The organism is Amorphoplanes friuliensis DSM 7358 (assembly GCF_000494755.1).
GTDB lineage: Bacteria > Actinomycetota > Actinomycetes > Mycobacteriales > Micromonosporaceae > Actinoplanes > Actinoplanes friuliensis.
In genome coordinates this window covers 294697-315354 of record NC_022657.1, presented here as the reverse complement: position 1 = coordinate 315354, position 20658 = coordinate 294697, and the positions used below count along the sequence as shown (strand labels likewise).

General features: G+C 69.5%; 21 protein-coding genes and 1 pseudogene. 6 read left to right on the top strand and 16 right to left on the bottom strand.

Translation table 11 applies throughout. The features are described from left to right. Positions 1–21: 21 nt before the first annotated feature. The 5 genes and pseudogenes from AFR_RS01540 to mqnE form a co-directional block, all read right to left on the bottom strand. Positions 22–333: a hypothetical protein gene (locus AFR_RS01540; RefSeq protein ID WP_023357530.1), complete on the bottom strand. Its 312-nt coding sequence runs from the start codon at positions 331–333 to the stop codon at positions 22–24. 134 nt (positions 334–467) lie between these two features. Then, positions 468–1763, bottom strand: a pseudogene (locus AFR_RS01535) (M14 family metallopeptidase); the annotation flags it as partial. Positions 1764–1904: 141 nt separating this feature from the next. Then, positions 1905–2300 carry a DUF4229 domain-containing protein gene (locus AFR_RS01530; RefSeq protein ID WP_023357528.1) on the bottom strand — a complete coding sequence of 132 codons (396 nt, stop codon included), beginning with the start codon at positions 2298–2300 and terminating at the stop codon, positions 1905–1907. Positions 2301–2313: 13 nt separating this feature from the next. Beyond that, positions 2314–2742 carry a hypothetical protein gene (locus AFR_RS01525; RefSeq protein WP_041840505.1) on the bottom strand — a complete coding sequence of 143 codons (429 nt, stop codon included), beginning with the start codon at positions 2740–2742 and terminating at the stop codon, positions 2314–2316. 23 nt (positions 2743–2765) lie between these two features. Beyond that, on the bottom strand, positions 2766–3935 hold the full coding sequence (mqnE, locus tag AFR_RS01520; protein ID WP_023357526.1) for an aminofutalosine synthase MqnE: 1170 nt from the start codon (positions 3933–3935) through the stop codon (positions 2766–2768). Between the two features lie 216 nt (positions 3936–4151). Between mqnE and AFR_RS01515 the strand changes: the two genes are divergently transcribed. Beyond that, entirely contained in the window at positions 4152–5798 is a 1647-nt protein-coding gene (locus tag AFR_RS01515; RefSeq protein WP_023357525.1) for a C40 family peptidase, read from the top strand. A gap of 242 nt (positions 5799–6040) precedes the next feature. Here the strand turns inward: AFR_RS01515 and AFR_RS43265 are convergent, their stop codons facing one another. After that, complete coding sequence (locus tag AFR_RS43265; RefSeq protein ID WP_148307845.1) at positions 6041–6544, bottom strand: hypothetical protein; 504 nt, start codon at positions 6542–6544, stop codon at positions 6041–6043. On the opposite strand from AFR_RS43265, the gene AFR_RS45770 reads away from it, so the two are divergent. The 3 genes from AFR_RS45770 to AFR_RS01495 all read left to right on the top strand — a co-directional run bounded on the left by AFR_RS45770 (position 6522) and on the right by AFR_RS01495 (position 10464). Next, the gene (locus AFR_RS45770; protein ID WP_148307844.1) at positions 6522–7658 is read left to right on the top strand and encodes a hypothetical protein; all 1137 of its coding nucleotides are present in this window, start codon (positions 6522–6524) and stop codon (positions 7656–7658) included. The two genes, AFR_RS43265 and AFR_RS45770, sit on opposite strands and share 23 nt — an antisense overlap. A 416-nt stretch (positions 7659–8074) precedes the next feature. Beyond that, positions 8075–9742, top strand: a complete 1668-nt coding sequence (locus AFR_RS01500) for a DEAD/DEAH box helicase (RefSeq protein WP_084298315.1) — start codon at positions 8075–8077, stop codon at positions 9740–9742. 101 nt (positions 9743–9843) lie between these two features. Then, a complete protein-coding gene (locus tag AFR_RS01495) occupies positions 9844–10464 on the top strand; it encodes a putative glycolipid-binding domain-containing protein (protein WP_023357521.1) in 621 nt (206 codons plus the stop codon). Here AFR_RS01495 and AFR_RS01490 read toward each other — a convergent pair. The 3 genes from AFR_RS01490 to AFR_RS01480 are packed head-to-tail and all read right to left on the bottom strand — an operon-like array spanning position 10461 to position 13566. Beyond that, positions 10461–11933 carry a hypothetical protein gene (locus AFR_RS01490; RefSeq protein WP_023357520.1) on the bottom strand — a complete coding sequence of 491 codons (1473 nt, stop codon included), beginning with the start codon at positions 11931–11933 and terminating at the stop codon, positions 10461–10463. The two genes, AFR_RS01495 and AFR_RS01490, sit on opposite strands and share 4 nt — an antisense overlap. 43 nt (positions 11934–11976) lie before the next feature. After that, positions 11977–13101, bottom strand: a complete 1125-nt coding sequence (gene cds1, locus AFR_RS01485; protein ID WP_023357519.1) for an L-cysteine desulfhydrase Cds1 — start codon at positions 13099–13101, stop codon at positions 11977–11979. A gap of 3 nt (positions 13102–13104) precedes the next feature. Then, entirely contained in the window at positions 13105–13566 is a 462-nt protein-coding gene (locus AFR_RS01480; protein WP_023357518.1) for an Lrp/AsnC family transcriptional regulator, read from the bottom strand. Between the two features lie 220 nt (positions 13567–13786). Between AFR_RS01480 and AFR_RS01475 the strand changes: the two genes are divergently transcribed. Beyond that, positions 13787–14062 carry a BldC family transcriptional regulator gene (locus tag AFR_RS01475; RefSeq protein ID WP_023357517.1) on the top strand — a complete coding sequence of 92 codons (276 nt, stop codon included), beginning with the start codon at positions 13787–13789 and terminating at the stop codon, positions 14060–14062. 37 nt (positions 14063–14099) lie between these two features. Here the strand turns inward: AFR_RS01475 and AFR_RS01470 are convergent, their stop codons facing one another. From AFR_RS01470 to AFR_RS01450, 5 genes are read right to left on the bottom strand one after another with little or no spacing between them, the layout of a single operon-like run. After that, positions 14100–14726, bottom strand: coding sequence for a UbiX family flavin prenyltransferase (locus tag AFR_RS01470; protein ID WP_023357516.1), 627 nt, complete (start codon positions 14724–14726; stop codon positions 14100–14102). Positions 14727–14740: 14 nt separating this feature from the next. Then, positions 14741–15949 carry a hypothetical protein gene (locus tag AFR_RS01465; RefSeq protein ID WP_148307843.1) on the bottom strand — a complete coding sequence of 403 codons (1209 nt, stop codon included), beginning with the start codon at positions 15947–15949 and terminating at the stop codon, positions 14741–14743. Further along, entirely contained in the window at positions 15930–16457 is a 528-nt protein-coding gene (locus tag AFR_RS01460) for a SigE family RNA polymerase sigma factor (RefSeq protein ID WP_023357514.1), read from the bottom strand. Before AFR_RS01460 ends, AFR_RS01465 begins: the two co-directional genes overlap by 20 nt. Positions 16458–16488: 31 nt before the next feature. Next, the gene (gene mqnP / locus AFR_RS01455) at positions 16489–17385 is read right to left on the bottom strand and encodes a menaquinone biosynthesis prenyltransferase MqnP (protein WP_023357513.1); all 897 of its coding nucleotides are present in this window, start codon (positions 17383–17385) and stop codon (positions 16489–16491) included. Next, positions 17382–18845, bottom strand: a complete 1464-nt coding sequence (locus AFR_RS01450; protein WP_023357512.1) for a menaquinone biosynthesis decarboxylase — start codon at positions 18843–18845, stop codon at positions 17382–17384. Before AFR_RS01450 ends, mqnP begins: the two co-directional genes overlap by 4 nt. 176 nt (positions 18846–19021) lie before the next feature. On the opposite strand from AFR_RS01450, the gene AFR_RS01445 reads away from it, so the two are divergent. Continuing rightward, complete coding sequence (locus AFR_RS01445) at positions 19022–19864, top strand: hypothetical protein (protein ID WP_238547220.1); 843 nt, start codon at positions 19022–19024, stop codon at positions 19862–19864. Here AFR_RS01445 and AFR_RS46625 read toward each other — a convergent pair. Both AFR_RS46625 and AFR_RS01440 read right to left on the bottom strand, forming a co-directional pair. Continuing rightward, positions 19839–20006 (bottom strand): hypothetical protein, encoded by a 168-nt coding sequence (locus AFR_RS46625; protein WP_158510504.1) that lies wholly within the window; start codon positions 20004–20006, stop codon positions 19839–19841. The two genes, AFR_RS01445 and AFR_RS46625, sit on opposite strands and share 26 nt — an antisense overlap. Beyond that, entirely contained in the window at positions 19996–20502 is a 507-nt protein-coding gene (locus AFR_RS01440) for an RNA polymerase sigma factor (protein ID WP_023357510.1), read from the bottom strand. The genes AFR_RS46625 and AFR_RS01440 overlap by 11 nt, the downstream gene beginning before the upstream one ends. Between the last annotated feature and the right edge of the window lie 156 nt (positions 20503–20658).

Genomic DNA, 20658 nt, shown 5'->3' with positions numbered 1-20658 from the left:
GGCCCGGCGGAACGGCGGAATTCAGCCCCGCCGATCGAGGGCCTCGGCCCAGGCGACCGCGACCGCGGCAACCTGGATCAGCTCGCGGCGCAGCGCCTCCGGGTCGTCCTCGGCGGTTGCCTCCGCGACCTCCTCGAGCAGGATGTGCCGCCAGCTCAGGCTTCCGGTGGCGGCCGCCTCGTCACATTCCTTGCGCGCCAGCGCCGCCTCGGCGGCGTACGCCGGCCCGGTGCCGTCGGGGTGATTCTGCAGACCCCACTTCTTGTCCTGTGCTCGGCGCTCGGCGGCGACCTCGGCCAGCACGGCAGCCGGTTCGGACCGGACATCGCCCATGGGGACTCCCTCTCACCACGCTCCCCACCACCCGGGGAGAACGCATAGTAAACCCGACTCGGGCCACAACAGACACGACCGACGCCCCACCAGCAGAACCGGTGAGGCGTCGGGCGTACGGGTGGTGAGGATCAGCAGTACGTCGACTGCTTACCGATGACCTTGTAGGGGCAGTCCGCCGCCTCGGCGAGCATCAGGGCGGCCTCCTTGTTACGGGTGGTCTCCCGGGTGATCACGCTGGCGGGCGGGTAGAAGCCGCCGCCCGACGAACTGGTCGGGTACATCTCGAAGGTGTACGCGAAGATCCGGTGCGTTCCCCACAGCCAGTCCAGCAGATCGCCGTCCGTGATGTAGAGGTCGCTCGACTGCTGCGGTGTGTAGCGGTTGGTCGCCGCCATCTGCCGACCCAGCGTCGCGAACGTGTTGTTCTGGTCGGCGCTCATGCCGGTCGTGGTGTTCGCGGTGGTGTGACCGAACGGCCAGAGCACCAGCTCCGAGTACGTATGGAAGTCCATCGCGGCCTTGATCTGCTGAACGCCGCCGACGATCCGGCTGTTGACGAAGTCGCGGATCACCCGGGTCTCCGGTGCCGAGAACGCCGCGGTGCCGCGGTACGTCTCCGAGGAGAAGCTGCCGGACGAGCCGCCGCAGCAGCCCCACTTGTAGCCGTAGTTGCGGTTCAGGTCCGTGCCGACGTACGAGGAACCGGCGTTGGGCTGGCGGTTCTTGCGCCACGAGCGGTAGCTGCCGGTCGCGACGTCGTACTCGGAGCCGTCCGGGTTGACCGACGGGATGATCCAGATCTCGCGGCTGTTGACGACGTTGCGGACCCGGGAGTCGGAGGCGTAGTTGTCGGCGTACATGTGAAGCAGGTAGACCGCCATCTCGACCGTGAGGTGCTCACGGGCGTGGTGGTTGGCGTCGTAGAGAACCTCGGGCTCGCTCTCGTCCGTACCCACGTTGTCGGAGATCTTCACGGCGACGATGTCGCGGCCCTGGTACGTCTGGCCGAGCACCCGCTTGCTGGCGATCGCCGGGTACTGCGCGACGATCGCGTTCACCTCGCTGATCATCTCGCCGTAGTTGTGGTAGGCCGCGTCACGGGAGGGGAAGTCCAGCGTGGACACGTCCTCGGTGGGCAGCGCGATCGCCGCCGGCTTGACCGTGAAACCGAGCGCGCGCAGTGCCTTGAGCTCGGCGCCGGTGGCGGTGATCTCGACGACGGCATGCTCGACGCCGTCGATCGCGGCGCCGGTGCCGACGATCGCGTTGCGCTGAGCGAGCGTGCGCACGTCGTAGACCTCGTACTGGGCCGAGGTGTCGGCGCGCGGCACCGCGGTTGCGGGTGGCGCGGCAGTGGTGGAAGCGGCGATCAGGGCCAGACCGGCAGTGGCGGCAGCGACCAGACCGGTGACACGTCGTCGTCTCATGAACGACCTCCGGGGGGTGTCAGAGGGGGTTCGGGCCCCGTCACTGCACCATCCGGCATCGATGTTTGGCAATGGAGACGGCCCCGGACCGTCCATGCCAATGTGCCCCCTACGTCGGCGTGATGACCGCCGACCCGCAGGTCAGGAAGCTTTACCGTCAGCCTTGTCGTTGCTCGCGGCCGGCGAGGCAAGGTCACCGGCCGACGCAGCGTGGTCATCGGCTGCCGCAGGCGACGCGGCCCGGTCACCGGCTGCCGCGGGCGACGCCGCCCGGTCTCCGGCGGCCGCGGCTGCCTCGTCGCCGGCGAGGGCGGCACGCAGGCGCTCCTTCTCGGCCTGGCGGCGCTGCGCGACCGTGCCGAGCTGCTCGGCCATCTCGTTGCGCCACTTGGCCAGCAGGAAGTAGGAGAACGCGGCCGAGGCGAGCAGCGCGATCATCGCCTTGACCAGGAAGTTCAGCGGGACCGGCAACAGCAGCGCAAAAACGGCCACGAACAGGCCGAGGCGGCCGAGCGTGTACTTGACGGCGGGACTCATGACAAAACTCCTGTCAGCCCGCGCGGTGGCTCAGCCACCGGAGGCCGTAGAACCAGATCAGGCAGTAGACGACCGTCAGGCCGAGCGCGCCGACCGCACCGCTGACCAGCGGCGGGAAGCCGGCCGAGGCGAGACCGGCCAGGGTCATGCCGACCGCGACGCCCAAGCCGGCACCGAGCGCGGCCACCACGATCCGGTAGGCGCCGTAACCGGCCGCGCGGAACTCCTCGGTGAACAGCCACACCGGCAGGATCAGCGCTAGCCAGCCGCTGGACGAGCCGAAGTCGAACGCCCGGGCCAGCGACATGATCCCCTCGAAGATGAGCAGGACCACCATGCCGGTGACCAGACCGGCAAAAGCCACGCCGAGCAGATCGCCGATCGTCGTCAAACGGCCGTCGGCGTCTCGGCGCGGGCGTCGTTCACTCTTTGTCTCCGTCATGACACCGACGAGGGTACGCGTCCCTACGCCCAGACCTGCTGGGGCTCGCTGCGCCGCTCCGCGAGGGAGGTCGGCTTGGCGTACTCCCGGACGATCTCGTAGCGGGTGTTGCGCTCGACCGGCTGGAAGCCCGCGTCCCAGATGATGTTGAGCAGGTCGTCACGGTGCATCGTGGTCGGTGTGCCGTACGAGTCGGCGTCGTGGGTGATCTTGTATTCGACCACCGAGCCGTCGAGGTCGTCGGCGCCGAAGTTCAGCGAGAGCTGAGCCACCGACAGACCGTGCATGACCCAGAAGTTCTTCAGGTGCGGCACGTTGTCGAACATCAGGCGGGACACCGCGAAGGTGCGCAGCGACTCGGCCGGGGCCGCCATCGTGGTGCGCTCCTGGATGCGGTTACGGATCTTGCCGTCCGCCGAGTCGACGAAGTCGTGCTGGTAACGCAGGGGGATGAAGACGGCGAAGCCACCGGTCTCGTCCTGCAGCTCGCGCAGGCGCATGACGTGGTCGACCCGGTGCCGCGGCTCCTCGATGTGGCCGTACAGCATGGTGGCCGGGGTCTTCATGCCCTTCTCGTGGGCGAGGCGGTGGATCCGGGACCAGTCTTCCCAGTGGCAGTTGTGGTCGACGATGTGCTGGCGGACCTCCCAGTCGAAGATCTCCGCACCACCGCCGGTCAGCGACTCGAGGCCGGCGTCCATGAGCTCGTCGAGGATCTCGCTCGCCGGCAGGCCGCTGATCTTCTCGAACCACTGGACCTCGGTCGCCGTGAAGCACTTGAGCTTGACGTTCGGCAGCGCCGCCTTCAGCTCGCGCAGCACCTTGGGGTAATAACGCCACGGCAGCGTCGGGTGGAGGCCGTTGACGATGTGCAGCTCGGTCAGCTGCTCGTTCTCCATCTCCTTGGCCTTACGCACGGCCTCGTCGATCCGCATGGTGTATGCGTCCTTTTCGCCCGGCTTGCGCTGGAAGGAGCAATACGCACAACTCGCGGAGCAGACGTTGGTGAGGTTGAGGTGCCGGTTGACGTTGAACATCACCCGGTCGCCGTTCATCTCGGTGCGCTTGTGGTGCGCCAGGCGCCCGAGCCAGGCCAGGTCATCGGACTCGTAGAGGGCGACGCCGTCCTCACGGGTCAGCCGCTCACCCGCGTAGACCTTGGCCTCCAGCTCGCGCTTCAGTCCGACGTCCATGTGCGCCCCTTTCCCCATCACTCGTCGTCGAGCGTACGTCGTACCCCCGACAGGCATGCGGTCGCGGAGGCTTCGGGGCGGCGCGGATCACGTCCGGCGACTTACGATTCTCAGCGTCCTTTCATCCGCAATCGATCGACAGCGGTGCCTTGGTTGGGGTAAGACCATTACAGGGACGGCAAGCGTCGGAGGGCGACCGACGCGGACGGGGAGCGCATGGCGACGAAAAGGCAGTACGGACGGGATCGCTCACTGCGGGTACGCCCCTGGTGGCGCCCGCTGGCGTACTCCGCCGCGACTGCCGCTGCCATCGCCCTGCTGTTCAACCCTCTGCCTGCTTCCGCCGCACCCATCGCTCCCGCAGCGCCGCCCGCGGTGCCCGACGCCGGCTCCCGGCCGCAGCCGATCGGCACGATCGCGATGCCCGGGCAGGCCGGAGTCCCCACCGCCGCCCCGGCGACCACCACGCCGATCCTGGCGACCGGCGTCGCGATGTCGCCCGTGCTCGCCAAGATCGAAAAAGGCCGGCTCGAACTCACCACGCTCGGTGAGGCGCTGACCAAGGTCAAGGAAGACGTCGACCTCACCAACCAGCAGCTGGTGATCGCCAACCAGAAGGTCACCACGACCGCGGCCGCGGTCGCCCAGGCCCAGACCGAGGTCTCGGACGCCGCCGCCTCGGCAGTCCGGGACGCCGCCGCGTTGCCGCCCGGCGGCATCGGCTCCGGCCTCTCGGACCTCGACTCCCTCGCCCGGATCAACCGCGGTGACGCCGCGACCGAGCAGGCGGCGAGCCGCCAGCTGACGATCGCGCAGACCGCCTACACGGGCGCTCTCGCCGAGCAGCAGTCGCTGACTACGCACCTCACCCAGGTCACCGCCGACCGCGACAAGCGGCAGAAGGACCTCGACAAGAAGACAGCCGCCCAGCAGAAGCTCGAGCGGGACAACGCCCCCGCGATCAGCGCCGACGACGCCGCCAACGCGGCGCAGGACGCAGCCGTTGGCCAGGGCATCCTCGCCGGCGAGAACGCCGGTCGCGGCGCCGACGCACGGGCCCTCGCCGCCGTGCGCTTCGCTCTGGCACAGCGCGGCGACCCGTATGTCTGGTCCGAGGAAGGCCCGGACGAATACGACTGTTCCGGCCTGATGTACGCCGCCTACCGGTCGGACCCCGCGGGCAACTTCCCGCTGACCCGGGTGTCGCGCGACCAGTACTACCAGACCCGCGGCAAGGCCGTGGACCGCTACTCGCTGCTCCCCGGCGACCTGCTCTTCTTCAGCTCCAGCAGCAGCTGGAAGGGCATCCACCACGTCGCGATGTACGCCGGCGACGGCATGATGGTCGAGGCGCCCCGCACGGGCCTCAACGTGCGGCTGACCCCCGTCCGCTGGACCCGGCTCTTCGGTGCGACGCGCATCTACGGCTCGGTCGAGGGCACCGTCGAAGGCCCCGCGCTCGGCTCCCCGGACCCGGAGACGCCCAGCGACAACCCGCCGGCGACCAAGCCCACGACAAAGCCGACGCGGCCCACCACCAAGCCGCCGACCACCAAGCCCACGACAAAGCCGACCACGCCTACGACAAAGCCGACCACCAAGCCGACAACCCCGACCACCAAGCCGACGACGCCGACGACGAAGCCGACGGACCCGACAACGCCGCCGACCACTCCGGCGACACCGCCGACAACGCCGGCCGCACCGACGACGCAGCCCACCGGCGCGACGCCGACCGGCTCGGACGACGACGCGGAAAGTTCGCCGTCGGACTCGGGCAGCTCGTCGACCAAGTCGGCCTCGGCCTCCGCGGCTGCGGCGTCGAAAGCTGCGGAGACATCAGCCTCGGCGTCCGGTGACTGACCGTTCTTCCTGATCTTCAAGCGGGGACCGGTTGACGCCGGGTGCGCTTATGAGCGCTGATATGGCACGGTAGTTACCAGCGCCCGGCAATCGACGTGCCCGGCGTCCGGCATTTTTGCGTCGGCACGCGGGTGACGGCGATCGGGAGGACCCATGGACGAGCAGCTGGCGAAACCGGACAGCGACGGCAGGACGCCGCCCGCTGCGCGGACGCCCGCGGGCAGCGCCGGGCCGCAGAACGATCAGGGATACGAGCTTCCGCCGCCGCCCGCGCCGGGTGCCCTCTGGGCCGGGACCAGCGATCGGCCGTCTTCCGGCGCGCCGGCGGGCAGCAACGGTTCGGCGCCGGCCAACGGCCACGCGGCAGGTTCGGTCTTCGGCAGCCCCTCAGGTTCCCCGGCCGCGCCCGTGAGCTCACCCTCAGCAGGCTCAGCGTCCGCGAACGCAGGCTCAGCGTCTGCGAACGCAGGATCCGCATCCGTGAACGCGTTTTCAGCGGGCTCCGCGTCGGTCAAGGCGCCTGCCGCCGGCTCCGCTTCCGTGCCCGTCAGCGCACCGGCCTCCACCGGATCGCCCGCAAGCGACTCAGCCTCGAGCGGCTCAGCGGCGAGCGGGTCGGCCGCGAGTGGATCGGCCGCGAGTGGATCGGCCGCGAGTGGGTCAGTCGCGCCGCACAGGTCGGCGTCAGCGCAGGTCAGCTCCGTCGGCGGGGCCACGCGACCGGTGTCCGTGCCGCCGAGCGCCAACGCCGCTCGCGCCACCGTCCCGGGGTCGATCGACCCGGCCGGTGCCCGGGCGACCACCTGGCCCAGCGGTCAGGCCAAGGTCTACGGCGCCCGGCCCCAGGAAGACGCCGAGCAGCCCGCCGGTGACAAGGCCGACAAGCCGGCCGCCGTCAGCTGGATGAACGTCCCGGAGAAGCCGAAGGCCGAGGACAAGCCGCAGGGCGCCGAGCCCGAGCCGGATCTGCCCGAGCCGTCGACCCCGGAGCCCTCGCAGCCCGCACCGGCCAAGCCCGAGCCCACCCGGCCCGAGCCTGCACCGCTGCCGACGCCGTCACCTACGCCGCCGTCCCCACCGGTGCCGACTCCCGGCCCGACACCGTCGCCGGCTCCCAGCCCCAGCCCGACACCGCCCGGCCCGGTTCCGCCCGGCCCCGGTCCCAGCCCGATTCCGCCGGGTCCTGGACCGAGCCCGATCCCGCCGGGTCCCGGGCCGAACCCGATCCCGCCCGGTCCTGGACCGAACCCTGTGCCGCCGGGTCCCGGGCCGTCGCCCGTTCCGGGTCCGCCGCCGGCACCGTTCCCGGGGCCGCCGATGATTCCGTCGGCGGGTGGTGGACTCCCGGCGTACACGATGCCGCCCTCGAGCGGGCCCGCCGCAGTGAGCGGTCCCTTCGCCCCGGGTGGCGCACAGCAGGACAGCCAGCCGCGGAGCGGTTCGACTTCGTACGGGGTAGGCGCATCGGGTGGTGCCCGGCAGCCGTTCGGCGGACCGGCCGCTCAGGTCAGCACTCCGCCGGCGCGGTCGACGACCTACGGGTCGGGATCCGGACAGCAGTCCTCGGCCGTCCCGCAGCAGCGGGGTCAGGGGACCGTCTACGGCGGCCTGGCCGATTACGCGCCGGCCGACATGACGATGCCGGTGAGCACCAACCCGGTGGAGAATTCCGGCTCGCTGACCGGCCACATCCTGGCTCAGGGCTGGCGCGACGGACCTGACACGCAGCGGCGGAGCAACGTCAAGGTGGTCGTGGCGATGCTCGTCGTGCTGCTCGTGCTGGTGGGTGTCAGCCTGGCTTTCCTCTTCACCGTGGGCGACGCTTTCAGTGACATGATCGGTGGCGTTTTCAAGGAATAGGTTGTCGGTTGCCCGTCTTCGCCCTAAGCTGGCGAGGTTGCGCCGAAGGGTGAGTCTGCCCACTACCGGCGCGGAATGCGGGCGGTGTCCCCGACGTTGACCCGTACACTGATGGAAGTAATTGACCTGGCGTGCCCTCAAGGCGCACGCCACGGGCGTTCTTGCGGTCATTTCAGCGGCCGGCTGTTGGTAGCCGCGGCGGGCCATTCGCGAGCATGCGCCCCCGTAGAGAGGTTCTCTTGACCACTTTCGCTGATCCCAGCACGTTCCCGTCCGCTTTCGAAACGCCCGCCGAATCCGGCGAAGCCCCCCGTACCGAGGCCCCCGCGGTCGCGCAGGAGACCCCTGCCGCCGAGGTCGAGCCGACCGAAACCCCCGCTGTCGAGGCCGAGACGATCGAGGCCACCGGCCCGGTCATGCCGACCTTCGCCGAGCTGGGTGTCCCCGCCGAGCTCGTGCGCGTGCTGAGCCGTGAGGGCATCACCACCCCGTTCGAGATCCAGGCTGCGACCATGCCCGACGCCCTCGCGGGCCGGGACGTGCTCGGCCGTGGCCAGACGGGCTCCGGCAAGACGCTGGCGTTCGGCCTGCCGCTGCTGGCCCGCGTGGCCAAGGGTGGCCGCGCCCTGCCGCACCAGCCCAAGGCCCTGATCCTGGTGCCGACCCGTGAGCTGGCGATGCAGGTTGCCGATGCGCTCATGCCGCTCGGCCGTTCCGTCGGCGTCTTCCTGAAGACCGCCGTCGGCGGCGTGCCGTACGACCGTCAGATGGACGCGCTCCGGCGCGGCGTCGAGGTCATCGTCGCGACCCCGGGCCGCCTCGGCGACCTGATCGAGCGTGGCGCCTGCAAGCTCGACGCGGTCGAGGTCACCGTCCTGGACGAGGCCGACCAGATGGCTGACATGGGCTTCCTGCCCGAGGTCACCGAGCTGCTGTCGAAGACCCCGGCCGACGCGCAGCGCCTGCTGTTCTCGGCGACGCTCGACGGTGACGTCGACACGCTGGTCAAGCGGTTCATGAACAACCCGGTCACGCACTCGACCAACCCGGCCGAGGCCAGCGTGTCCACCATGGAGCACCACATGCTCCTGATCCCGCCGCACGACAAGTTCCCGATCACCGCCTCGATCGCCAACCGGGAGGGCAAGACGATCGTCTTCGCCCGCACCCAGATGGGCGTCGACCGGCTGGTCGACCAGCTCGCGGCGGTCGGTGTCCGGGCCGGTGCCCTGCACGGCGGCAAGACGCAGCGGGTCCGCACCCGCACGCTGGCCGAGTTCAAGGAAGGCCGGACGAACGTGCTGGTCGCCACGGATGTCGCGGCTCGCGGCATCCACGTCGACGGCATCTCGCTGGTCATGCACGTGGACCCGCCGAAGGACCCCAAGGACTACCTGCACCGTGCCGGCCGTACGGCCCGCGCGGGCGAGTCCGGCGCGGTCGTGACGCTGGTCCTCCCGAAGCAGCGTCGCACCACGGCGTCGATGATGATGAAGGCGGGCGTCACGCCGGCTGAGCTGCGTGTGCGTCTCGGCGACGAGCAGCTCGCGAACGTCACCGGTGCCCGTGAGCCCAGTGGTGTGCCGGTGAAGCTCGAGCCCGAGCCGCGCGAGCGTGGCGACCGGCCGCGTCGTTTCGGCGACCGCCCGCAGCGTGGTGGCAGCAGCTACGGCGACCGTTCCCGCGGTGGCAGCAGCTACGGCGACCGTCCGCGCACCGGCGACCGGGACCGTTCCTTCGGTGACCGCCCCCGCAGCGGCTTCGGCGGAAGCGGCACTGGTGGTAGCGGTGGTGGCAGCTACGGCGACCGCCCCCGCACCGGCGACCGGGACCGTTCCTTCGGTGACCGTCCCCGCTCGGAGCAGCGCACCTACGGCGACCGGCCGGCGAGCGATCGCCCCACCGGCGACCGCACCTACGCTGACCGGCCGTCGACCGGCGGCGAGCAGCGCTCCTACGGCGACCGCTCGGCGCGCAACTTCGGCGAGCGTCCCGGCGGCTTCCGTCGCGAGAGTGGTCGTAACGACCGTCGCGAGACGGGCAACGGCCGTTACTCGACGGGTCGTCCGGCACACACGCACTGATCTGTAGCAGGCAACGAAGGCCCCGGCGCTCCCCCGCCGGGGCCTTCGGCTTGTCCGGCCCGGGTCGGTTCGAGGTGTGGCGGGACGGGTAATGGTCGGGCATGGCCGTTCTGCCGGGTTCTATCTTCTGGGAGCGTCGCGACACCGCGGGCGCCGAGCATGCGCTGGTCGACATCGGCGCCGGGCTGCGGGTGCGGGGTTCCGCCCTCGCCGTTGATCCGCTGGCCTACAGCGCCGCCTACGAGCTGATCACCGAGGCCGGTGGCAGCACGAAGTCGTTCGAGGTCAGCGCCGAGGGTGCCGGCTGGGCGCGGACGTTGCGGCTGGAGGCCGAGGACGGCCGCTGGCGGGTGAGCACCGGCGAGCAGGGTGACCTGGATGCGGCGTTGACCGCGGCCGGGCACGCGGGTGCGGGGTTGCCGGGCACCGAGGACCCGGATCTGCTCCTGGGGGCGTTCGACGTCGACCTGACCGGCTCGCCGCTGACCAACACGTTGCCGATCCGGCGTCTCGGGTTGCTCAAGGCGGAGCCCGGTGTGGCCCATCGGGTCAGTGTGGCCTGGGTGTTGCTGCCCAGCCTCGAGGTCATCCAGGCCGATCAGATCTACACCGCGCTGGGCGACGGGCGGGTCCGTTTTGCCAACGAGACCTTCAGCGCCGACCTGTCCGTCGACGCCGACGGCTTTGTCATCGACTATCCCGGGCTGGCGAAACGCGTCTAAGCCTTGTCGCGGATCCAGGCTATGCAGGCTTTGTCGACGGATGCGAAGGAGCGGCCGAATGCTTCCCGGGCGGCCGGGTCGAGGTCGCGGTTTTCGCGCAGGTAGAGCCGGACGAAGGTGAACAGCGCGCTCTGGCCGTACTTGCGGGCCATGCAGTCGGCGGCGAAGTGGCCCAGACCGTAGAAGGCGTCGCTGGCGTCCGGTCCGGCGTTGTCGGCAAGGCCGCGGGGAGCGATCGTCTTCGGTCGTTTGCTGCCGCTCATCGCCGAGCTCACCGCCGAACGCCGCCAGCTCGCGGTGGCCGGTTTCGGGTACCAGCCGATGTATTCGGCGATGCCTTCCTCGAGCCACATGTCGCCGCGGCCGCCGGTGCGGTACGCCCCACTGAGGGTCACCACGTGGCCGAGCTCGTGCTGGATGGTGCTCTCGAGGATCTGCCGGCTGCCCGACATCTGCCGGATGTTGAGCACGACGTCGGAGCCGGAGTCGCTGAGCGGCATGGCGTAACCGATCACCCACTTGTCGGTGATGCCGCCGTACCAGGTCTTCCACTGCTTGGCGCCGGCCAGGTAGATGCGGTATTTCTTCTGCGGGTTGCCGACCAGGCCGGCGAAGCGGTCGTTGACCGCGGCGGCCTTCTCGGCGATCGGCAGCACCTGCTTGAAGTATTTCCGCTCGGTGCGGTTGCCGATGAGCGTGACACGTTTGCCCTGCTGGATGACGAGGTCGCCGGACTCCCAGGGGGTCGGCTGCTGCTCGTCGCGGCTCTTCTTCGCGGTCAGGCCGGTGATCAGCCACCGGCCTTTGACGGACTTGAAGACCAGTTCCTGCTTGATCGTCGGCGGGCCGTCCGACTGGTTGTACTTCTCCTCGGGGCACTTGTCGCTGCTGAAGCAGTATTCGACGTGGGCCAGGACGCCGACGGTGTCCTTCTTCTTCTTGTCGGCGGCCGTGATCGAGGTGTCGTAGGTGAAGTGGTTGACGCCCAGACCGCGCAGCGATCTGAACATCGACCTGTACGTTGTGAGGAGCTTCGACTGGCCCGGGTCGAGAGCGGCCAGCCAGCCCTTCTCGTCGCCGCGCAGGAGAGCATCGGCCTGCGCCTTCAGCGTCGCGTTAGCGGCCTCGAACGGTGTCGCCGGGATGACCTTGGCCGGTGCGTCGACGGCGGCCGCCACGGCCTTCTCCGCCAGCGGGTCGCGGTTGACGACGTAGACGACTCCCGCGCCGATGGCCAGGGCCGCGACCAGCGTCAGGGCACCACCGACGAGCAGGCCGCGGCGGCGGCGCCGGACCGGCGGGACCTCACCGATCGGCGCCCCGAAGGTGGCCGGCCCGGTGTACGCGGCGGGATCGCTGTACCAGACGATCGGCGACGACGGGCCACGCTGCTGCGGGATGGCCGGAGCAGTCGGCTGTGCAGTCGACGGTGCAGTCGGCGGTGCGGGGAATTCCTCGGCGTCGTGCACTGCGCTCCTCGAACCCGGAGCGAACCCGAATCCCGTTCGCTGCTTAAGGGTCGATCCTTCCAGGTCCGCCGTCGCCGCGCTGCCCCCACTGTCCGGTTGCCAGGAACGTGCTGATGGTGGCTTGATGCGGCTCCAGATCGAGGCCCTGGGCGGCCACCCAGTCGTCGGAGTAGTAGGTGTCCGCGTACCGCTCGCCGCCGTCGCAGATCAGGGTGACCACCGATCCCGTACGCCCGGCGGCCAGCATCTCGGCGATCAGCCCGAACGCGCCCCACAGGTTCGTACCGGTGGAACCACCGACGCCGCGCCCGAGCACCGCCGAGCCGGACCGCATCGCGGCGAGCGACGCGGCGTCGGGCACGTGCACCATGCGGTCGACGACCGAGGGCTGGAAGGACGCCTCGACCTTGGGCCGTCCGATGCCCTCGATGCGCGAGCCGCGCCCGGTGCTGACGGACCAGTCGCTCGCGACGTACGCGGGCCAGAACGCCGAGCCCTCGGGGTCGACGACGCAGAGGCGGGTGGGAAAACGCCGGTAGCGAGCAAACCGCCCGATGGTCGCGCTGGTCCCGCCCGTGCCCGCCCCGACGACGATCCAGGCCGGTACGGGATGACGCTCGAGCCCCAGCTGCGCGTAGATCGACTCGGCGATGTTGTTGTTGCCGCGCCAGTCCGTGGCGCGTTCGGCGTGGGTGAACTGGTCCATGAAGTGGCCACCGAGGTCGGCTGCCAGCGTGCGTGCCGCGCCGACGGCAGCCGTCGGGTCGTCGACGAGGTGGCACTTGCCGCCCTGGAACTCGATCAGCGAGATCTTCTCGGGTGACGTGCTCGCGGGCATGACGGCGATGAACTCCAGCCCCAGCATCCGCGCGAAGTACGCCTCACTGACCGCCGTCGACCCCGAGGAAGCCTCGACGATCGGGGTGTCCGGGCCGATCCAGCCGTTGCAGAGGGCGTACAGGAAGAGGGATCGGGCGAGACGGTGCTTGAGGGAGCCGGTGGGGTGGGAGGACTCGTCCTTGAGGTAGAGGTCGATGCCCCAGGACCGCGGCAGCGGGAACGGGAGCAGGTGGGTGTCGGCCGAGCGGTTCGCGTCGGCCTCCACCAGCGCGATGGCGTTGCGTTCCCAGTCGCGGGCGGCGTCGTCGCAGCGGTCCAGCTGATGCATGTCTCAACCTACCGTCGGATCGAGGCCCGGCTGGGGGCGGTTCTCCCACTTGGTGGAGAGGGCGATCGCCGTGCGGGTCGAGGCGACGCCGGCGGTGCGGTTGATCCGGACGATCAGCTGCTCCAGCTCCGCGATCGTGCCGACCCGGACGGTGAGCTGGTACGACTCGACACCCGCCATGAAGTGGCAGGACTCGATCTCGGGCATGATCCGCAGCGCGGCGAGCACGTCGTCGGTGTCGGCGCCGGAGTCCTCGACGATGCCGATCAGGGCGGTCACACCGAGCCCGATCGCCTCGTGGTCAACTTCGGCCCGGTAGGCCCGGATGGTCCCGCCGGCCTCCAGTTTGCCGACCCGCTCGTGCACCGCGGGGGCCGAGAGACCCACCTGCCGGGCCAGTTCGGCGTACGACGAGCGGGCGTTCTCCCGCAGCAGGTCGATCAGGCGCAGGTCGATGGCGTCCATGGCTTCAGAGGTTAGTGCGACACTTCGGGTACCTCACGCCCGGTAGTGGGTAAGGATCGCCCGAGCAGGCAAGGATAATGGTCAACGTCGCAATCGGGGCTTTTTCCGCATTTCAGCGACTTGCTGTTTTTGGCGGTGCTCTAATGGCACTACGTCCCGATCGAGCACGCCGACACTCACCGTGACCACCGGCGCTCCAACACGACGCGAGGAGAGGGCCGTGGACACAGGAGATCGACTGCTGACGCCCGGGGAGGTGGCCGCGCTGTTCCGGGTGGATCCGAAGACGGTCACGCGCTGGGCAGCCGCCGGACGCATCGGCAGCATCCGTACTCCGGGTGGCCACCGCCGGTTCCGTGAGTCAGAGGTGCGAGCGCTGCTCGAAGGCGACGGTGTCGTCGAGGAGATGCGTGAGGACGACGCGGCCAATCGGCCCCGGAACGGCGGCCCGACCAACCCGGGTTCGAGTTACGGTCCGCCCAACGGATTGCGCTGACACCTCGCATAGGACATTAGTACCCCATTACGGACAACTAAACCTGGCGACCGGACCCGAGATCACCGGTCCAGCGGGTAAAAAGTTCGTGGGGTACGCCCAGAGCGTCCAGCACCTTGCCGGCCACGAAGTCCACGAGCTGCCCCGCGGTGGCTCGTGCACCGGCGCCGTAGAAGCCCGGACTGGCCGGCAGGACCACGGCACCGGCGTCGTGCAACGCGAGAAGATGCTCCAGGTGGCTGCGGGTCACCGGGGTCTCGCGCGGCACGATCACCGTGCGGCGGCGTTCCTTGAGGGTGACCTCGGCGGCTCGTTGCAGCAGATCCTTGGACAGCCCGATGGCGATGCCGGCACAGGCAGCCGTGCTGGCGGGCACGACCGCCATGCCCTTGGCGGGGTACGAGCCGCTGCTCGGCCCCGCCGCCAGGTCACCCGCGGGCCAGTAGGCCAGGTCACCGAGGTCCCGTCCCAGCCAGGCCGCGACGTCGTCCTTCCAGTGCGCGTCGCGGACCGTTGCACCCGTCTCGTCGAGCAGGGTGAGCCTGGCCGCCTTGGAGACGACCAGGTCCACCGATTCGCCGGCGTCCAGGAGCGCACCGAGCACCGCCCGCGCGTAGGGCGTACCGGAGGCTCCTGAGACACCGACGATCCAGGGTGTTCGCATCCCTCAAGGATGCGCTACGGCGTGGCGCTCTCGATCGGGAACCAGGTCGCGCCGTCCTCGATCGACGCGAAGGTGATCCCGGCGAGGATCTTCTTCAGCTCGGACGTCGGCTCCTGGCCGCTGCCCTCGATCTCCACCTGCCACTTGCCGCCCGGTGCCATGCGGTAGCAGAGCTTGGTGTTGCCGCTGTTGCAGTACGGCGCCAGCTGGTCGGCGCCCTGCGGCGGGCGGTTCTCGGAGAAGTCGGTGCGGTACAGGTTGATCCGGATGTCCTGGACCTTGCTGTTCTCGTCGTCGAGCACCGGCGTCTTCAGGCCGGTAGCCTTCTCCTCGGCCCCCTTGACCAGGCGCAGGTTGGTCCGCTGGAACTCGCCGGTGCCGTTCGGCCAGTCGGCGCCGCGGCCACCGGAGACCAGCTCGTATCCGGCCGGCACGAAGTTGAGCTTGGTGGCGACGGTGGCCGGGTACGCCTCGGCGCCGCTGAGGCCCTGAGCGATCGCCACGAGGTCCTTGCTGCTCGTCTCGTTCGGCTTGGAGGTGTTGATCACAGCCCAGGCGTTGCCGGCGTACTTCCAGGCGAGTCCGGGGTGGCCCTCGTCCTTCCGCGTCGGGTCGCCGTCGAGGTGGGCGTTCTTCTTGAAGAGACCGGACTTGCCGCCGACGCTGACCTTGGTGCCGTCGGCGAACAGGGCCGGGTCGAAGGCACCGGGCCGGTACACGGTCAGCAGCAGGCTCGAACCGGGCGCGGAGTACGCGATCTTGTAATCTTCCTTCTTCGGCTGCTCGCCCTCCTCGAGGGGGCGCTTGAGCTCGCCGTAGACCTCTTCGACCTCGTCACCGATCCGGATCGTCGCCTGCTGGAAGCCGGCGGTCACCAGGAACGGCTCATTGACCTGGTACTTCCCGGTCTTGTACCCGTGGAACGCGTACTCCCAGCGGCTCTCGGGGTAGGTCAGCGGCACGGCCTTCGGCTTGGCCTCGGACGGTGCCGCCGCCGCGGCGGCGGACGGCGTCGCCGGAGCGTCCTGGCGGGCGACGACCTGCGGCAGCACGACAACCCCGGCGACGGCGACAGCCAGGGCCGCGCCTCCGCCGACACTCCACAGGGTCCGGCGCCGGGCCTTCAGCTTGCGGCCCGCGGCGACCGCGTCGTCCACCCCGTAGCGGGGCGGCGGCGCGTCCGCCTTGGCCTCTTTCAGCAACTCAGACAGCTCTAGCTTCATGACGTCCCTCCCTTGTCCCCGCAGAAAGATCAACACCCAGGATTTCGCGCAGCGCTTCGAGCCCACGGGACGTGTAGCTCTTCACCGTGCCCTCGGGGCAGCCCATGGCCTCGGCGGTCTGCTGCACGCTCAGGCCCTCGAGGAACCGCAGGACCAGGACGGCCCGCAGCCTCGGAGGCACCTGCATCAACGCCTGCCGCAGATGCATCCGGTCGTCGACCATGCCGGTCCGGTCGGGCAGCGAACGCTCGGGCATCGCGTGGCTGTGCGACTTCTCCCGGCGCCACCAGGGCCGCCGGGTCTCGTCGATCGCCGCGCGGACCACCGCCGTGCGGGCGTAACTGTCCGGCCGGTCGACGCGGTTCCACTTCACGTACAGCTTGGCGAGCACCGTGAGGACCGCGTCCTCCGCCACCTGCCAGTCGCCGCACGTGAGGTAGGCCAGGCCGCGCAAGGGCTCCAGTTGTGCGCTGACGAAGTCCCGGAACTCCGTCTCTCTGTCACTCACGGGGACTAGACGGAAGGAGTGCCATGGCGGGTTACAACAAAATCAGATCGAGGAGCGCAAAGAGGAAGAGTGCGATCCCGACAAAGCCGTTGGCCGTGAAGAACGCCCGGTTGACCTTCGACAGGTCGTTCTCGGTGACCACGATGTGCTGGTAGGCGAACGCGACCGCGGTCAGCGCCAGCCCCACCCACCAGAGCCAGCCGAGCCCGACCAGCTGGCCGAACCAGACGAACAGCACAAACGTCACCACGTGCGTGACGGTCGAGATGCGCAGCGCCGTGCGGACCCCGAAGCGGGCCGGCGTCGAGTGCACACCGATCTGCCGGTCGACGTCGACGTCCTGGCAGGCGTAGATGATGTCGAAGCCGCCGATCCAGAGACCGACCGCAACACCGAGCACCCAGGCCGGCCCCGAACCGTCGAACGTGCCGGTGATCGCCAGCCAGGCACCCACGGGCGCGACCGCCTGGGCCAGCGCCAGCACGTAGTGCGGGAAGTTCGTGAACCGCTTCGCGTACGGGTAGACGATCAGCGGAATCACGGCCAGCGGCGACAGCACCAGGCACAGCCAGTTGAGCAGGCCCGCGGCCACGAAGAGCACGACCAGGGACACGGCCGCGCCGGTCCAGGCCGTGCGCACACTCACCGCCCCGGTCACCAGCTCCCGATTTTTGGTACGCGGGTTCAAGGCGTCGATCCTGCGGTCCAGGATGCGGTTGGCGGCCATGGCAAACGTACGCCCGGACACCATCGCGACCGTGACCAGCAACAGGTCGACCCAGTGCACACCGGTGCCGAGGCGATCCATCGCGACCAGCGCCGACAGGTACGCGAACGGCAGCGCGAAGACGGAGTGCTCGATGGCCACCAGCCGCAGGAAGGCCTTGACCTTGCCGGGCTGCTCGGGGGCCGACGCGACAGTGGTCACGAGATCCCGTACTCCTTCCAGCGTTTGTCGACGAGGGCGGCCACCTCCGGCGCCATGGTCATCTCTTCCGGCCAGCCGCGCGTGTAACCCTCGGCCGGCAGCTTACGGGTGGCGTCCAGGCCCGCCTTACCGCCCCAGAACTGCTGGTAGGACGCGTGGTCGAGGTGATCGACGGGCCCCTGCGTGACGAGCAGGTCGCGGTCGTAGTCGACGTTGCCGAACGCCCGGAAAGCGACCTCGTTGTAGTCGTGGACGTCACAGTCCTCGTCGACGATCACGATGAGCTTCGACAGCGACATCAGGTGGGCGCCCCAGATCGCGTTCATGATCTTCTGGGCGTGTTTGGGGTAGCGCTTGCGGATCGAGACGATCACGCAGTTGTGGAAGACACCGGCCGCCGGCATGTCGTAGTCGACGATGTCCGGGATCAGCATCTTGAGCAGCGGCAGGAAGATCCGCTCGGTGGCCTTGCCCAGCCCGTGGTCCTCCTGCGGCGGCTTCGACGTGACGATCGAGTGGTAGACCGGCTTCTTGCGCATCGTCATGCACTCGATGTGCAGCACCGGGAAAGGCTCGACCGGGGTGTAAAAGCCGGTGTGGTCGCCGAACGGTCCCTCGGGGGCGCGCTCCCCCGGCTCCAGGTAACCCTCGAGGATGATCTGCGCCTCCGCCGGGACCTGCAACGGCACGGTCAGGCAGTCGACCATCTCGACACGCTCACCGCGCAGGAAGCCCGCGAACAGGTACTCGTCGATGTCACCGGGCAGGGGTGCGCTGGCGGCGTAGCTGACCACCGGGTCACAGCCGATCGCGATCGCGACGGGCAGCCGCTCGCCCCGGCGTTCGGCGACGGCGTGGTGCGCGGTGCTGTCCTTGTGGATCTGCCAGTGCATGCCGAGGGTGTTCTTCGAGTGCTGCTGCAGCCGGTAGAGCCCCAGATTGCGCTTGCCGGTCTCCGGGTGCTTCGTGTGGGTCAGCCCGTAGTTGTGGAAGATGCCGCCGTCGCCGGGCCAGACCTGCAGGCCGGGCAGCTTGCCCAGGTCGACCTCGTCACCCTTGAGCACCACCTCCTGGCACGGCGCGCTCTTGACCTTCCGCGGCGGGATGGACTTGAGCTGCAGCACCTTGCCGATGCCCTCACGGATGCCCGACCAGCCGACCGGCAGCTCCGGCTGGATCAGCGAACCGATCCGGTCCCCGATCTCGTCCAGCGAATCGACGCCGAGTGCCATCGCCATCCGCTTCTCCGTACCGAAGAGGTTGATCACGATCGGCATCTCACCGCGCGTCGGCCGCTCGAAGAGCAGAGCCGGACCGCCGGCACGGACCGTCCGGGTCACCACCTCGCTGATCTCCAGCGTCGGATCGACCGGAACGCTGACCCGCCGCAGTTCACCGGCCTTCTCCAGGGCGGCGATGAAGCTCTGCAGATCGCTGTACGGGAAGCCCTTCGAAGCCATGTTCCCAGTCTTGCACCACGACCACGGCAGTGATCGCCGGGCGCGAACCGTCACTGGACGATCTCGTCCGGCGTTGAGCCATAGATTTGTTTTTCCGGACTGGGCAGGGCGAGGTGGGCAGCGTGAAGTTCCGGTCCGTAGCACGGTGGTGTGCCCTTGGTGGCCTGCTCACAGCCTTGGCGCTGACAGCACCGGCCGAGTCGCACCGTGGCCACCGCCTGCCCACCTGCCCGGTGGGTGAGGCGTCCACCACACCTCCGACCGGACCGGCCGGCCGCAGCACCCCGGGCGCCTGCCGGGCCCGCGGACCCATCCTCGAATCCGGCGTCCGCCTCGACCGCATCCGCGAAGCCATGACGACCCCCAGCGGCTACCACCACCTCGGCGCCGGCACCGGCGGCGAATGGGGCGGCGTCTCCGGCCGCATCGGCATCGTCGACGGCGGCGTCCGCCCCGGCACGTACGACTTCGTCGCCGGCCGTTTCATGGTCAAGCGCGACCTGGGCGGCGGCAACATCGCCTGGCTCGAGGCCGGCTGGGCCGAGACCGGCTGGGCGGGCGCCGGCCGCCAGCACATCTACACCTTCAACACCAACACGAAGACCTGGCAGTTCTACGACCAGTACCAGCTGCGCCCGGGCGACAAAGCATGGCTCGACCTGCACACCGACGGCAACAACGTCTGGCAGGCGTGGCTCTGGTGGAACAACCGCTGGAACCTCCTGACCGCCCAGCAGCTCCCGATCGGCCCCACCGCCTACGTCGAGCAATACGTGGAGGTCCACGTCGACGCCAGCCGCGCCGCCCGCCTGCTCGTCCCCCCGGTCACGGTCGACAACGTCCAGCTCCGCCCGCCCGGCGCCGGCAGCATGCCCCGCTACTGGCGCGAGGACGTCGACACCCAGGTCGGCGACATGGCGCAACAACGCACCGGCGGCTTCTGCCTCAACTGGCTCACCCGCTACGACACCTGGACCGCCGGCGACTGCCAGGTCACCCGCACTCCCCCGAAGCGCTAGGCGGCGGTTCGCCCTCCCCCACGTCGCGCTGAAGCTCACGCCATCGGTCGTCGACGTCGACCTCGGCCGCCAGCGTCTTCAGGGCCGAGCTGGTGGCCCGATCGAGGAGCCGATCGAGGGCCTCGGTGCTGTCATGATCCATCGTTCGCCTCCTTCTCCGGATGGTGTTCGTCGATCGCCCGGGTGAGATTCCGCCGTGCATGGCGCAGGTGCGAGCGCACGGTGCTGTCCTTACGACCGGTGATCTGCGAGATCGCCAGCGGGTCGTAGCCGTCCATCGTCAGCGCCATCACCTCCCGTTGCGCCTCGGGAAGGGCCCGGAGCAGATCGAGCACCCGGCGCGCCTCCGCCTCGAAGGACTCAGCGCCGACACCGGGCGGTCCGGCTGCCCGCAGCGCCGCCTCCTGGTTGCGTTTGACCTGGTACCCGGTTCGTCTGACCACCCGCAGGACAGCCGTCCGGACGTAGGCCCGCGGGTTCTCGATCCTGGCCCAGCCGGCCCAGGCCGCTTTCATCGCCTCCTGCGCCACGTCCTCGGTTTCCGCGCGCGCGGCACCGACGCGCACGGCAAACCAGATCAGCGGCCTCAACTCGGCGCGATAGAAGTCCTCGAACTTCGTCCCAGCGTGCTCGACCACGCGCTACTCCGATCGGACAGGTTGCCGCCCACGGACGGCACTCTTCGAGGGGCCGGACGGCCCCGGAGCGTCGGGTAGCGCACATCAGTCGTTGGCTGCAGGCAACGACTCATGTCCAGCACCCGCCGGTTCTCCTGGATCTCATCAGGTAAGTGC